This is a genomic window from Sulfitobacter sp. TMED3, from assembly GCF_002167505.1.
In the GTDB taxonomy this organism is placed as follows: domain Bacteria; phylum Pseudomonadota; class Alphaproteobacteria; order Rhodobacterales; family Rhodobacteraceae; genus Sulfitobacter; species Sulfitobacter pontiacus.
In genome coordinates this window covers 1-13,071 of sequence record NZ_NHBI01000037.1, presented here as the reverse complement: position 1 = coordinate 13,071, position 13,071 = coordinate 1, and the positions used below count along the sequence as shown (strand labels likewise).

The 13,071-nt window shown below is 61.4% G+C and carries 14 protein-coding genes and 1 pseudogene; 13 read left to right on the top strand and 2 right to left on the bottom strand.

The window, feature by feature from the left end; genetic code table 11:
* Nucleotides 1–12: 12 nt before the first annotated feature.
* Nucleotides 13–1,215, top strand: coding sequence for an MFS transporter (locus CBB63_RS10040; RefSeq protein WP_286699037.1), 1,203 nt, complete (start codon nucleotides 13–15; stop codon nucleotides 1,213–1,215).
* A gap of 220 nt (nucleotides 1,216–1,435) precedes the next feature.
* Here the strand turns inward: CBB63_RS10040 and CBB63_RS10035 are convergent, their stop codons facing one another.
* Nucleotides 1,436–1,819 carry a nuclear transport factor 2 family protein gene (locus tag CBB63_RS10035; protein WP_286699036.1) on the bottom strand — a complete coding sequence of 128 codons (384 nt, stop codon included), beginning with the start codon at nucleotides 1,817–1,819 and terminating at the stop codon, nucleotides 1,436–1,438.
* Between the two features lie 170 nt (nucleotides 1,820–1,989).
* Nucleotides 1,990–3,171 carry a BaiN/RdsA family NAD(P)/FAD-dependent oxidoreductase gene (locus CBB63_RS10030; RefSeq protein WP_286699035.1) on the bottom strand — a complete coding sequence of 394 codons (1,182 nt, stop codon included), beginning with the start codon at nucleotides 3,169–3,171 and terminating at the stop codon, nucleotides 1,990–1,992.
* Nucleotides 3,172–3,284: 113 nt separating this feature from the next.
* On the opposite strand from CBB63_RS10030, the gene CBB63_RS10025 reads away from it, so the two are divergent.
* The 12 genes and pseudogenes from CBB63_RS10025 to CBB63_RS09970 all read left to right on the top strand — a co-directional run.
* Nucleotides 3,285–3,812, top strand: coding sequence for a redoxin domain-containing protein (locus CBB63_RS10025; RefSeq protein ID WP_286699034.1), 528 nt, complete (start codon nucleotides 3,285–3,287; stop codon nucleotides 3,810–3,812).
* 111 nt (nucleotides 3,813–3,923) lie between these two features.
* Entirely contained in the window at nucleotides 3,924–5,093 is a 1,170-nt protein-coding gene (gene ftsW / locus CBB63_RS10020; protein WP_286699033.1) for a putative lipid II flippase FtsW, read from the top strand.
* Nucleotides 5,090–6,190, top strand: coding sequence for a UDP-N-acetylglucosamine--N-acetylmuramyl-(pentapeptide) pyrophosphoryl-undecaprenol N-acetylglucosamine transferase (locus tag CBB63_RS10015; RefSeq protein ID WP_132997314.1), 1,101 nt, complete (start codon nucleotides 5,090–5,092; stop codon nucleotides 6,188–6,190). Before ftsW ends, CBB63_RS10015 begins: the two co-directional genes overlap by 4 nt.
* Nucleotides 6,187–7,602, top strand: coding sequence for a UDP-N-acetylmuramate--L-alanine ligase (murC, locus tag CBB63_RS10010; RefSeq protein WP_286699032.1), 1,416 nt, complete (start codon nucleotides 6,187–6,189; stop codon nucleotides 7,600–7,602). The genes CBB63_RS10015 and murC overlap by 4 nt, the downstream gene beginning before the upstream one ends.
* A 32-nt stretch (nucleotides 7,603–7,634) precedes the next feature.
* Complete coding sequence (locus CBB63_RS10005) at nucleotides 7,635–7,886, top strand: DUF2484 family protein (protein ID WP_005854125.1); 252 nt, start codon at nucleotides 7,635–7,637, stop codon at nucleotides 7,884–7,886.
* Nucleotides 7,883–8,143, top strand: a complete 261-nt coding sequence (locus CBB63_RS10000; protein ID WP_037944515.1) for a DUF2484 family protein — start codon at nucleotides 7,883–7,885, stop codon at nucleotides 8,141–8,143. Before CBB63_RS10005 ends, CBB63_RS10000 begins: the two co-directional genes overlap by 4 nt.
* Nucleotides 8,140–8,421: a hypothetical protein gene (locus CBB63_RS09995; RefSeq protein ID WP_009824920.1), complete on the top strand. Its 282-nt coding sequence runs from the start codon at nucleotides 8,140–8,142 to the stop codon at nucleotides 8,419–8,421. Before CBB63_RS10000 ends, CBB63_RS09995 begins: the two co-directional genes overlap by 4 nt.
* A gap of 68 nt (nucleotides 8,422–8,489) precedes the next feature.
* The gene (gene murB, locus CBB63_RS09990; RefSeq protein ID WP_474177595.1) at nucleotides 8,490–9,419 is read left to right on the top strand and encodes a UDP-N-acetylmuramate dehydrogenase; all 930 of its coding nucleotides are present in this window, start codon (nucleotides 8,490–8,492) and stop codon (nucleotides 9,417–9,419) included.
* A gap of 89 nt (nucleotides 9,420–9,508) precedes the next feature.
* Nucleotides 9,509–10,429 carry a D-alanine--D-alanine ligase gene (locus CBB63_RS09985; protein ID WP_074634488.1) on the top strand — a complete coding sequence of 307 codons (921 nt, stop codon included), beginning with the start codon at nucleotides 9,509–9,511 and terminating at the stop codon, nucleotides 10,427–10,429.
* Nucleotides 10,417–11,304, top strand: a complete 888-nt coding sequence (locus tag CBB63_RS09980; RefSeq protein WP_286699030.1) for a cell division protein FtsQ/DivIB — start codon at nucleotides 10,417–10,419, stop codon at nucleotides 11,302–11,304. Before CBB63_RS09985 ends, CBB63_RS09980 begins: the two co-directional genes overlap by 13 nt.
* Before the next feature lie 4 nt (nucleotides 11,305–11,308).
* The gene (ftsA, locus tag CBB63_RS09975; RefSeq protein ID WP_037954460.1) at nucleotides 11,309–12,643 is read left to right on the top strand and encodes a cell division protein FtsA; all 1,335 of its coding nucleotides are present in this window, start codon (nucleotides 11,309–11,311) and stop codon (nucleotides 12,641–12,643) included.
* Nucleotides 12,644–12,815: 172 nt separating this feature from the next.
* Nucleotides 12,816–13,071: pseudogene (locus CBB63_RS09970) on the top strand (cell division protein FtsZ); the annotation flags it as partial.

The following is a 13,071-nucleotide window of genomic DNA, read 5'->3' as shown; positions in this document are numbered from 1 at the left end:
GGATGATATATCATGAATCGGACAATAGACAGGACTGAAACCGCCGGGTTCCGGCGCAACCTGACGGTGCTGATCCTCGCCCAATCTTTGGGGGCTGCCAGCGGACCGATTGTGATCTCGCTGGGGGGATTGGTTGGTCAGGACCTCGCAACTGACCCTGCTTTGGCGACCGTTCCGGTCAGCATCTATAATCTTGGGCTTGCCCTTGGAACGGTGCCTGCCGCTTGGATCATGCGACAATACGGGCGGCGCAGCGGTTATCTTCTGGGCGCGATGATCGGCGTGTTGTCGGGATTGATCGCCGCTGGCGCGATATCCTTTGGGACGTTCACATTCTTCTGTTTGGGAACGTTTCTGGCGGGGCTCTATGCGTCCTATGTACAGTCTTACCGTTTCGCAGCTGCCGACGGGCGCGAAGGGGCAGACAGGGGGCGGGCCATTTCATGGGTCATGGTTGGCGGCCTGGTCGCAGCCATTATCGGCCCGCAACTGGTGATTGCCACGCGCGACGCTGTGCCGGGCGTGCCCTTTGCGGGGAGTTTCCTGAGCCAAGCGGCGCTGGCGCTCATCGCGTTTTTTGTTCTGACCCGGTTAAGGGGCCGCCAACCCGCAGCGACAGCCCAAACGTCTTCCGATGACGGGGGGCGCACCGTGCTCCAACTTCTGGCGTCGCCTAAATACATGCTTGGGGTCGCCGCTGGCGTGGTGTCTTACGGGCTTATGTCATTCGTCATGACGGCGGCACCGCTGGCGATGGTCGGATGCGGGCATTCGATTGACCACGCAGCCTGGGGTATTCAGTGGCATGTGCTGGCGATGTTCGCGCCAAGCCTTGTGACGGGCAAGCTGATCGCCCGGTTCGGCAAGGAAAAGGTCACCGCCGCTGGCCTGATCATCATCGGCATTTCAGGTGCTGTTGCGCTAACCGGTCTGGATCTGAGGCATTTCTTTATNTCTCTCATCCTTCTTGGGATCGGATGGAACTTTGGCTTTATCGGAGCGACTGCGATGGTAGCTGCCGCGCATACAGAGGCCGAGCGCGGGCGTGCCCAAGGGCTGAATGATTTCGCCGTTTTCGGCACAGTCGCGGCGCTTTCGTTCTTTTCCGGCGCNNTGATGCANGCGTCGGGATGGCATCTCATCAATCTCTTGATGTTTCCCTTCATTGCCNTCGTGCTTGCGCCCTTGGTCTGGCAAGCGGCGCGGCGCGTATAGGGNGGTGCCAATACTGTCTCAAAAACTGGCAANGTACCGCCAACCTCAAGNAAGAACTTAACATGCCTNNTGTNACAAGTTCNTATAACTGNGACGCTTGTTGGGNNTGGCGGCACGTTGATTGTCGACGCTGTTNAAGGGCTTGCGGCNCGGNNCTTGGNAAAAATGCCAACGCATAGCTTTGNCCTTTCANTGCTGTGCTCGCACGGCATTNATTGNATCAAAACATCCCGTTGTCGTTGNTACTTTGTACAGGCATTTCCTGAAGCACGTCCCAATGCTCGACGATCTTGCCTTGATCATCGAGACGGAAAATGTCCATCCCTGCATAATCGGGACCGTTGGGCCATAGCTGATGGCAATGCAGGATCACATGATNGCCGTCCACGAATGACCGCTTGACCTCGACATGTTTGCCCGGATGNTCGCGGGCCATCCGTTCGAAATAGTCAACGAAGGCCGCCTTGCCGTCCGCCACATGGGGATTGTGCTGAATGTACTGCGCTCCGGCGTAGCGCGCGATGGCGTCGGCGGGGCGGCAATCATTGAACATCATTTCGTAAAAGGCGATGACGTTGGCCTTGTCGGTTTCTGGGTCACGCATGGTCTTCCTTTCTGAATTTACCGATAGTGTGGCGCATGTCTGCATTGGGGAAGCTGCATTGCGGGGTCGCTTCCATGCGTCGATGANAGCTTTGGGTCGATGGTGTCGGGCNAGGGGCGCTGCCCCCGCCGCCTATGGCGGCTCCCCCGGGATTTAGGGCCATTTGGAAATTACTGTTTCNGTGCGATATNTGCGGCGCAGGCCATGGCGGANGACCAGGCCCATTGGAAGTTATAGCCGCCCAGCCATCCGGTCACGTCGACGGCCTCGCCAATGAAGTAGAGACCGGGNCGTGTCTTGGCCTCCANTGTTTTGGAGGACAGCGCGTCGGTGTCGATCCCGCCGAGGGTGACTTCGGCGGTGCGGTAGCCTTCGGTGCCAGAAGGGGTCATCACCCAATGCGACAGCCTGTCGATCAGGGTGCCGAGTTTTGCATCCGACCAATCGGCGAGGTTGCCGCCAAGGTCCATGATCCCCGACAGATGATCCACCAGCCGCGCGGGCAGGTGGTGGGAAAGCTCTGTCGTCAGGTTGCGGCGGCCATAGGTCTGGCGTTGGCTGCGCAGCTTGGCCAGCAGATCACTGTCGGGCAGCAGGTTCACCGTGATCGGCGCGCCTTCGGTCCAGTAGCTTGAAGCTTGCAGCACGGCAGGGCCGGAGAGGCCACGGTGGGTGAACAGCAAAGCTTCGTCAAAGGCGGGGCCTTGGGTCGNAACCCGCGCGGGTGTCGCGGTGCCGGAGATGGGCGCGAAACGGGCGTCGGAAAAGGTGAAGGGCACCAGCCCCGCCCGCGTGTCGGTGACGGGGATACCCATCTGCGCGGCGATTTCATAGGCGCGCCCCGTCGCCCCCATCTTGGGGATGGATTTCCCGCCAGAGGCAACGACAAAGTTGCGCGTNGTGATCGGCGTGGTGCCGTCGGGCGTGTGCAAGGTCATGCTATATCCGGCATCACGCGCGGCGATATCTGTCAGCGTGCTGTGCAGCCGCAGGTCAACACCGGCTTTTTGCATCAGGCCGTGCAGCATGGCGACGATCTCTTTGGCGGAGGTGTCGCAGAAGAGCTGGCCGAGGGTCTTTTCGTGCCACGCGATCCCATGCGCGTCTACCAGTTCGATGAAATCCCACTGGGTATAGCGCGCCAGCGCCGATTTGGCGAAATGGGGGTTGGCGCAGATGAAGGCATCAGGCGTGCAGTGCATATTGGTGAAATTGCAGCGCCCGCCGCCGGAAATGCGGATTTTCTCGCCCGGTGCTTTGGCGTGATCCACGACCAGCACCGATCCGCCTGCGTGGGCCGCGCACATCATGCCTGCGGCCCCTGCGCCTAAAATTACCGTGTCATATTGCATGGCCCCGCCATAGCCCCCGCCACGNAAGCCGGTCAAGTGGCCGTGAGCNNGGTGGTAACCCGGCGCATGAAGACTAATTCCGGGAGTGACGAAGCAATTAAAGGAGAGACCCGATGAACGTATTGGACGCAGGTAACGCATTCCCGAAACTGACCGTGGCAGAGCTNCAAGGCGGCATGCTGACCCTTGGCACNCCGCGGGGCGATCATGACTGGCAACTGGTGGTCGTCTATCGCGGTCTGCANTGCCCGATCTGCAAAAAATACCTGTCGACGCTGGACGGGCTGGTCGCGGATTTCAACAAGGCAGGTGTGGACGTTGTTGCCGTGTCGGGTGANCCGAAAGACAAGGCGCGCGAGATGGCGCAAGAGCAGGATCTGTCNCTGACCATCGGCTATGACATGAGCATCGCNCAGATGCGCGAACTGGGGCTCTATGTCTCTGACCCGCGCAGCCCGCAAGAAACCGATCAGCCCTTCGCAGAGCCNGGCGTCTTNGTGGTGAATGGNGACGGCAATATCCAGATCCTCGACATCTCGAACGCGCCCTTCGCGCGGCCTGATCTGGAGGGGCTGCTGAACGGGATCAAGTTTGTGCGTGACAACGACTATCCGATCCGCGGCACGCACGCCGGGGCATAGGCAGCTTTGCGCGGGGCTGGTTAAAACANACTAGCCCCGCGTGACCTTTCGCGCTACACTGCAAGCTAGACCCCGAAAAGGGGCGGAACGAGGCAGTGTAAGGCAGGTCCCATGACAGAAATGGTCTATGGCGCGGTTCCCGTTCGGGANGGCGAACCGATTCTTCCCAAATGGTGGCGTACGATCGACAAATGGGCGATGTCCTGCATCCTCCTGCTGTTTGCCGTGGGCATGTTGCTGGGGCTGGCGGCCTCNCCGCCGTTGGCCGCGAAAAACGGCTTTGACTCTTTTCACTATGTGCAGCGACAGGCTGTTTTCGGTGTGCTTGCCGTGATTGCCATGGTGCTGACNTCGATGATGACGCCGGTGNTGGTGCGGCGTCTGGCGATTGTCGGNTTTCTGGTGTCCTTTGTGGCGCTGGCNTTGCTNCCGTTCTTTGGCACNGACTTTGGCAAAGGCGCTGTGCGCTGGTATTCCATGGGCTTTGCGTCCTTCCAGCCGTCAGAGTTCCTCAAGCCCGGTTTTGTCGTTGTGGCGGCGTGGATGATGGCNGCCGCGCTCGAGATCAANGGCCCTCCGGGCAAAACNTGGTCCTTTGCGCTGTGTATTTCCATCGTGNTGATGCTGGCGTTGCAGCCCGACTTTGGTCAGGCCTGTCTGGTNCTGTTCGGCTGGGGGGTCATGTATTTCGTNGCCGGTGCGCCGCTGGTGCTGCTGGTGGGCATGGCCGGGCTGGTCGTCTTGGCGGGGACTTTTGCCTATTCCAACTCTGAACACTTTGCCCGNCGGATTGATGGGTTCCTGTCGCCCGACATCGATCCGCGCACGCAGCTTGGCTATGCCACCGATGCGATCCGCGAAGGCGGTCTGTTCGGGGTCGGCGTGGGCGAGGGGCAGGTGAAATGGTCGCTGCCCGATGCGCATACCGATTTCATCATCGCCGTTGCTGCCGAAGAATACGGCCTGATCCTGGTGATGTGTGTGATCGCGCTTTACGCCGTGATCGTGGTGCGGTCGCTGCTGCGTCTGGTGCGCGAGCGTGATCCCTTTATCCGTCTGGCCGGCACCGGGCTGGCCTGCATGTTCGGCGTGCAGGCGATGATCAATATGGGCGTGGCTGTGCGTCTGCTGCCCGCCAAGGGTATGACGCTGCCGTTCGTCAGCTACGGCGGGTCGTCGGTGATTGCCTCTGGCATCGCCGTGGGCATGTTGCTGGCGTTTACCCGGACCCGACCACAGGGCCAGATCTCTGATCTATTGGGCCGGAGCCGCGCCCGATGACGGCGCCGCTGCTGGTCATCGCCGCAGGGGGGACGGGCGGGCATATGTTTCCCGCCCAAGCGCTTGCCGAAGTCATGCTGGCGCGGGGCTGGCGGGTAAAGCTGTCCACCGACGCGCGGGGTGCGCGCTATACCGGCGGTTTCCCCGAGGCGGTCGAGATTCAGCAGGTCAGCAGCGCCACTTTCGCGCGCGGCGGTCTGGTGGCCAAGGCCATCGCGCCGTTTCGTATTCTGGGCGGTGTGCTTGGCGGCATTTTCGGTATGCTGCGCGACAAGCCCGATGTGGTTGTCGGCTTTGGCGGGTATCCGTCGATCCCCGCGCTGACAGCGGCCTGGGTGCTGCGCAAGCCTCGGATGATCCACGAACAGAATGGCGTGCTCGGTCGGGTCAATGATCTGTTTTCCAAACATGTCGATGCCGTGGCCTGCGGCACATGGCCGACCACATTGCCCGATGGTGTCAGCGCCGAACACACCGGCAATCCGGTGCGTGCCGCGGTGCTGGAGCGTGCGGGCGCGGGCTATATCGCGCCGGGTGACTACCCGATGGAGCTGTTGGTGATGGGCGGCAGCCAGGGCGCGCGCATCTTAAGCGAAGTGATCCCCCCCGCCATCGCCGATCTGCCGATGGAACTGCTGCGCAATATTCGTGTCAGCCATCAGGCGCGGGACGAGGACGGCCAGCGGGTTGCTACCTTTTACGCCGAAAACGGGATCAATGCCGATGTGCAACCGTTTTTCCATGACGTGCCGCGGCGCATGTCCGAAGCCCAACTGGTGATCAGCCGCGCTGGCGCGTCGAGCGTTGCCGATATCTCTATCATCGGGCGGCCGTCGATCCTTATCCCCTTTGCGGCGGCGACGGGCGATCATCAGACGGCCAATGCCCGTGGATTGGTGGACGCCGGTGCCGCGATCATGGTGCCCGAAAACATGGCCAACCCCGACAGTCTGCGGGCCCAGATCGAAATGGTGCTGACCCATGCTGAGGGCGCACAGCAGATGGCGCGCGCCGCCCTTTCTGTCGCCAAGCCGGACGCCGCAGAAGAACTCGCCCAGATGGTGGAAACCCTGGCAACCGAAGGAAAGAAACGATGAACGCAGCCACGAAGCTCCCCACCGATGTGGGCCCGATCCATTTCGTGGGTATTGGCGGTATCGGCATGTCCGGCATTGCCGAGGTGTTGTTGAATCACGGCTACCGCGTGCAGGGGTCGGACCTGAAATCGACCAAGATCACCGACCGTCTGGTGGACCTTGGCGCGACGGTCTTCGAAGGGCAGGAGGCCGCGAACATCGAAGGGGCCGCCGTGGTCGTGATCTCTTCGGCGATCAAGCCGGGCAACCCTGAACTGGATGCCGCACGGGTGGCGGGCCTTCCCATCGTGCGGCGCGCCGAGATGCTGGCAGAGCTGATGCGCCTGAAATCCAACATCGCGGTGGCGGGAACCCACGGCAAGACCACCACAACGACGATGGTGGCTGAACTGCTGGTCAACGGCGGGATCGACCCTACTGTCGTGAATGGCGGGATCATCCACGCCTATGGCTCGAATGCACGTATGGGGCAGGGCGAATGGATGGTGGTCGAAGCGGATGAATCCGACGGCACCTTCAACCGTCTGCCCGCGACCATTGCCATCGTGACCAATATCGACCCCGAGCATATGGAGCATTGGGGCGACTTCGATACTCTGCGCAAAGGGTTTCTGGATTTCGTCTCGAACATTCCTTTCTACGGGCTGGCGGTCTGCTGCATTGACCACCCCGAGGTGCAGGCTTTGGTCGGCAAGATCACCGACCGCCGTGTCATGACCTATGGCTTCAACACCCAGGCCGACGTGCGGGCAGTCAACCTTCACTACAAGGCGGGCGTGGCGCATTTCGATATCATGTTCCAGACCGAAGGCATCACGATCAAGGATTGCAGCCTGCCGATGCCCGGAGATCACAACGTGTCAAACGCGATGGCGGCGGTTGCCGTGTCGCGCCACCTTGGCATGAAAACCGAAGAAATCCGTGCCGCGCTTGCCGGGTTCGGCGGCGTGAACCGTCGCTTTACCAAAGTGGGCGAAGTGGATGGCGTGACGATCATCGACGACTACGGTCACCACCCGGTCGAGATTACCGCCGTGCTGAAAGCCGCACGTCAGGCCACCGAAGGGCGCGTGATCGCGGTCCACCAGCCCCACCGCTACAGCCGCTTGCACCACCATTTCGAGGAATTCTGCGCCTGTTTCAACGATGCCGATGTCGTTGGCATCGCCGAGGTCTATGCCGCGGGCGAGGTCCCGATCGAGGGCGCAGGGCGCGATGATCTGGTCGCAGGGTTGATCCGTCATGGTCACCGCCACGCCCGCGCCGTCCAAAGCGAGGATGATCTGGCGCGACTCGTGCGCGAACAGGCAGGGCCGGGGGATATGGTTGTCTGCCTTGGGGCAGGGACAATCAGCACCTGGGCCAACGCCTTGCCTGCCGCGCTTGAAGCCTTGAAGAAGGAAGCCGTCTGAATGGCGCGGACCCCATCATACGGGGGCCGGTCATGACCTTGCTTTGGGCTTGCATCCTGTGGGTCTTTTGCTCGGCCACGGTGGCGACGCTGCCCATGCGTCTGCAATATATTCCCGGTGTGATCCTGCTGATTGCCGCACCGGTGCTGATCATCCTGATCGGTCTTCAGGTGGGCTGGCTCTATAGCCTGCTTGCTCTTGCTGCCTTTGTGTCCATGTTCCGCAATCCCTTGCGCTTTTTGCTGGCCAAGCTGCGCGGACAAAACCCGGAGGTTCCAAAATGAGTATATCACTGGTTCTTGCCTGTTTTTGGGCGGTCGTTGCCAATGTGTTGGCGATGACGCCCAGTTCTGACCAGCATTGGCGCAGCGCCTATGTGCTGATTGCCGTCGGCATCCCCGTCCTGGGGTTTGTCACCATGCAGCATGGCCCTTGGGTCGGGATGCTGGTGTTCGCGGGCGGGTGTTCGGTGTTGCGCTGGCCGGTGATCTATCTGATGCGCTGGCTGCGCGGCGCTGCTGTGCGGAATGCCGCAAAGTGAACCTGACGCTGGTGATCCTGATCAGCATCCTCGTGGTGTGGATGCTTGCCGCGGGCTGGTGCGGGCTGATGCGCCGGTATGGCGGCTTTGTGCTGGTCCTGCTGGCGGGGCTCGCGCTGAACTGGGCGTGGATGATCTGGGGCCTTGGCGCGAAACCGCTGGAGCGTCCGGTGTTCATGGCGCAAGCCGCTGCCACGGGCTATGCGGTTTGCGCGTTTCTTGCAGGATGGCTGGCCGGCCGTATCACGCGCGAGCTGCGGGCGAACCGGCCTGATTGATTGGGCGGTTTTTGGCGCGCGTCGGTCGCATGTGGAAAATTGACCTCCCTCCCAAAGCGGGCTAGGCGATGGGCATGACAGATATTTCCTTTCCCGATATGCGCGGTAAGCTGACGCAAAACCGCCCCTTGGCTGATCTGACCTGGCTGCGCGTGGGCGGCCCTGCTGATTATTTCTACCAGCCTGCCGATGCGGATGATCTGGCGGCTTTCATGAAGGCGCTGCCCGCCGATGTCGTGGTCATGGCGATGGGGGTCGGGTCGAATGTGATCGTGCGCGACGGCGGCTTGCGCGCTGTGGTGATCCGGCTGGGGCGCGGGTTCAACACCATCAGTTGCGAGGATGGAATCGTCACCGCAGGTGCCGCGGCGCTGGACGCCCATGTCGCGCGCAAGGCAGCAGACGCGGGGCTGGACCTGACCTTCCTGCGCACAATCCCGGGTAGCATTGGCGGCGCGGTGCGGATGAACGCGGGCTGCTATGGTGCCTATACTGCTGATTATTTCATCAGCGCAGACGCGATCACCCGCACAGGCGAACAGGTCACGCTTGGGCCGGACGATCTGCAATTTGCCTATCGTCAGACCGCTTTGCCAGACGGATATGTCATCACCGCTGCCCGTTTCGCGCCCCCCAAAGGCGAGGCGCAAGCGCTGCACGCGCGGATGGAGGACCAGCTGCGCAAACGCGACGAAACCCAACCCACCAAGGACCGCAGCGCGGGGTCGACGTTCCGCAATCCGGCGGGGTTTTCCAGCACGGGGCAGGCGGATGACCGCCACGATCTGAAGGCGTGGAAAGTCATTGACGACGCCGGTTTGCGCGGTGCCACCTTGGGTGGCGCACAGATGAGCCCGAAACACCCGAATTTCCTGATCAACACGGGTTCCGCAACGGCAGCAGACCTTGAAGCATTGGGTGAAATGGTGCGAAAAAAGGTTTACGATTCTAGCGGGATTACGCTAGAGTGGGAAATTATGCGGATCGGCGAAAAATAAACGTTCGAGCGTCATGATTCAGGGCCTGCAAAAGGCCCGCTATAGAATGAATAAGGGTCGCAACAGGCCCATTTAAAAAGGCAGATTGAGTGGGATTGTCGAGCAGGACACCCCCGAGAGTTGCAGTATTGTTGGGTGGCCCCTCGGCGGAACGCGAGGTGTCTCTGTCAACAGGGCGCGCCTGCGCAGCGGCTTTGCGGGACCGGAGTTTCGAAGTCATCGAGGTCGATTGCGGCCCCGACCTTTGTGCCGATCTGGGCGCTGCTCAACCCGATGTCGTTCTGAATTGTCTGCATGGCCGCTGGGGCGAAGACGGCTGCGTGCAGGGTTTGCTGGAATGGATGGGCCTGCCTTACACGCACTCCGGCGTGCTGGCCTCTGCCCTTGCGATGGACAAACAGCGCAGCAAAGAAGTTTTTCGTGCCGCGGGTTTGCCTGTGGTGGAAAGCTTGATCGTATCGGCGGCGACCGTGCGGGGATCCCATGTGATGGACCCGCCCTATGTGGTCAAGCCGAACAACGAAGGGTCATCCGTCGGTGTTTACCTTGTCGAGATTGAAAACAACGGCCCGCCACAGTTGGATGATGCCATGCCTGCCGAGGTCATGGTCGAGAAATTCATCCCTGGTCGCGAACTGACCACCACCGTGATGGGCGAACGTGCGCTGACCGTGACCGACATCCACACGACGGGTTGGTATGATTACGACGCCAAGTACAAGGCGGGCGGGTCGACCCATGTGGTCCCTGCCGATATCCCGCACGAGATTTTTGAACTCTGCATGGATTACGCCCTGCGGGCGCATAACGCGCTTGGCTGTCGCGGTGTCAGCCGCACGGATTTCCGTTGGGATGAAAGCAAGGGGGCCGCGGGGCTGTTCCTGCTGGAAACCAACACCCAGCCCGGCATGACCCCCACGTCGCTGTCGCCCGAACAGGCGCAGGCGGTTGGCATTTCCTTTGGCGAGCTCTGCGCCTGGATGGTAGAGGACGCGTCATGCAATCGTTGATCAAACGCGTCAAACCCGCCAAGCCGGCCAAGGCAGATCCCGCACCGTCACGGTGGGCGTGGCGCATGCAGCGCTTGATGCTGACGCCGACGTTCCGTTTCGGGCTGCGCGTCGGGGTGCCGTTCTGCTTGGCCTTGGCAGCGGGGACAATCTATCTGTCGGACGAAGCACGGCGCGGCCAGTTGGCCGATGTCTATGCCAATGCCCGCACCAGCATTCAGCAGCGCCCTGAATTTATGGTCAAGCTGATGGCGATTGATGGTGTCGAAGGCGTTTTGGCCGCCGACGTGCGTGCCGCTGTGCCTGTCGAATTTCCAACCAGCTCCTTTGATCTTGATCTGCCTGCATTGCGGCAGGCGATCACCGATCTTCCCGGCGTCAAGCAGGCGTCGCTGCGGGTGAAGCCGGGCGGCGTGTTGCAGGTGTCGGTACAGCCACGGGTGCCGGTCGCCGTTTGGCGCAGCCAGGATGGGCTGCTGCTGATCGACGCCGAGGGAAGCCCCATCGGCCAGGTTGCATCGCGTGGCGATCGCACGGACCTGCCCCTTGTGGTAGGCGAGGCGGCGAACCAGCGCGTGAGCGAAGCGCTTGAATTGATCCGCACGGCGGCTCCGTTGGGGGAGCGGCTGCGCGGGTTGGTACGCATGGGAGAGCGGCGATGGGACGTCGTTCTTGACCGTGAACAGCGTATCTTGCTGCCCGAAACCCAGGCCGTTCAGGCGCTGGAGCGGGTGATCGCGCTGGAAGGCGCACAGGATGTGCTGGCCCGCGACGTCGCGCGGGTAGACATGCGGTTGGCCCAACGGCCCACCGTGCAAATGAACAAGGACGCCACACAAGAATTGTGGCGCATCAGGCAGATTTCGGGACAGTGAAAAGATGATGGACCTATACGATAGTCAGCGATCCATGCGCCACATGCGTAAGCTTGCGATGCAACGCGGCGTGGTGGCTATTCTGGATGTGGGCACGTCAAAGATCGCCTGCCTGGTGCTGCGGTTTGACGGCACGGGCCGCGTCTCTGAAGAGGGCGAGATCGGGTCGCTCGCGGGGCAATCCGGTTTTCGCGTGATCGGGGCTGCGACCACACGGTCGCGCGGGGTCCGCTTTGGCGAGATCTGCGCCATGCAGGAAACCGAACGCGCTGTGCGTACCGCGCTGCAGGCGGCGCAGAAAATGGCGAACATCCGTGTGGATCACGTGATCGCCTGTTTCTCGGGGGCTGAACCGCGCAGCTACGGTCTGGATGCCGAGCTGGATCTGGAAGGGCAGGTCGTGTCCGAGCAGGATGTCGCGCAGGTTCTGGCCAATTGCGACGTGCCCGAATACGGCGAGGGCCGCGAAGTGCTGCATGCTCAGCCGGTGAACTTTGCGCTGGATAACCGGTCGGGCCTGTCCGATCCGCGCGGCCAATTGGGCAATACCCTGTCGGTCGATATGCATATGCTGACCGTGGACGCGGCGGCGGTTCAACACCTTGCCCATTGCATCAAACGCTGTGACCTCGAACTGGCGGGCGTTGCGTCTTCGGCCTATGTCTCGGGGATTTCGTCGCTGGTCGAGGACGAGCAAGAGCTTGGTGCCGCCTGTATCGATCTTGGCGGCGGGTCGACCTCTGTTTCGATCTTCATTCGCAAACACATGATCTATGCCGACAGCGTGCGCATGGGCGGGGATCACATCACCTCTGACATCTCTATGGGGTTGCAGGTGCCGACGGCCAATGCTGAACGGATCAAGACCTTCTATGGCGGGGTGCATGCGACAGGCATGGACGACCGCGAGATGATCGATATCGGTGGCGACACCGGGGATTACGAACACGACCGTCGCACCGTGAGCCGTGCCGAGCTGATCGGCATCATGCGCCCCCGTGTCGAAGAAATTCTGGAAGAAGTCCGCGCCCGTCTGGATGCCGCGGGCTTTGACCACCTGCCAAGCCAGCAGATCGTCCTAACCGGCGGCGGCAGTCAGATTCCGGGCCTTGATGGTCTGGCAAGCAAGATTTTGGGCCAACAGGTCCGTTTGGGCCGCCCGCTGCGCGTGCATGGCCTGCCGCAAGCCGCAACCGGTCCGGGTTTCGCCTCTGCCGTAGGGTTGGCGCTTTTCGCCGCGCACCCGCAGGACGAGTGGTGGGACTTTGACATTCCCGCCGACCGCTACCCATCCCGGTCGTTGAAGCGCGCTGTCAAGTGGTTCCGCGACAACTGGTAACCCCCAGATGCGGTGCGCGCGTCGAAATCATGAGAAAACCGGCAAAAAAACGCCCATATAATGTGTCAAAACCGTGTTTTCTAGGTGACGCATGGGCGTTCTCCCTATACAATAAGGGGGATTGCACAAAAAATGCTCCGTAAGCGAGCTAAACAATACAGGCGGATGGCTCATGACCCTTAATCTTTCAATGCCCGGACAGGGCGACCTGAAACCCCGCATCACAGTGTTTGGTGTTGGCGGGGCAGGCGGCAACGCCGTGAACAACATGATCGAGAAAGAACTCGATGGTGTTGATTTCGTGGTTGCCAACACAGACGCGCAAGCGTTGCAGCAAGCCAAAGCGGAAAGCCGCGTTCAGCTGGGCATCAAAGTGACCGAAGGTCTGGGTGCGGGCGCGCGGGCATCTGTCGGTGCTGCTGCTGCCG

Bases quoted from the DNA above. Each gene is read 5' to 3' on its own strand.
- murB (WP_474177595.1), top strand. From the start codon at position 8,490: ATGGGCATGACAGATATTTCCTTTCCCGATATGCGCGGTAAGCTGACG.
- CBB63_RS10000 (WP_037944515.1), top strand. From the start codon at position 7,883: ATGAGTATATCACTGGTTCTTGCCTGTTTTTGGGCGGTCGTTGCCAAT.
- murC (WP_286699032.1), top strand. From the start codon at position 6,187: ATGAACGCAGCCACGAAGCTCCCCACCGATGTGGGCCCGATCCATTTC.
- ftsA (WP_037954460.1), top strand. From the start codon at position 11,309: ATGATGGACCTATACGATAGTCAGCGATCCATGCGCCACATGCGTAAG.
- CBB63_RS09980 (WP_286699030.1), top strand. From the start codon at position 10,417: ATGCAATCGTTGATCAAACGCGTCAAACCCGCCAAGCCGGCCAAGGCA.
- CBB63_RS10005 (WP_005854125.1), top strand. From the start codon at position 7,635: ATGACCTTGCTTTGGGCTTGCATCCTGTGGGTCTTTTGCTCGGCCACG.
- CBB63_RS10015 (WP_132997314.1), top strand. From the start codon at position 5,090: ATGACGGCGCCGCTGCTGGTCATCGCCGCAGGGGGGACGGGCGGGCAT.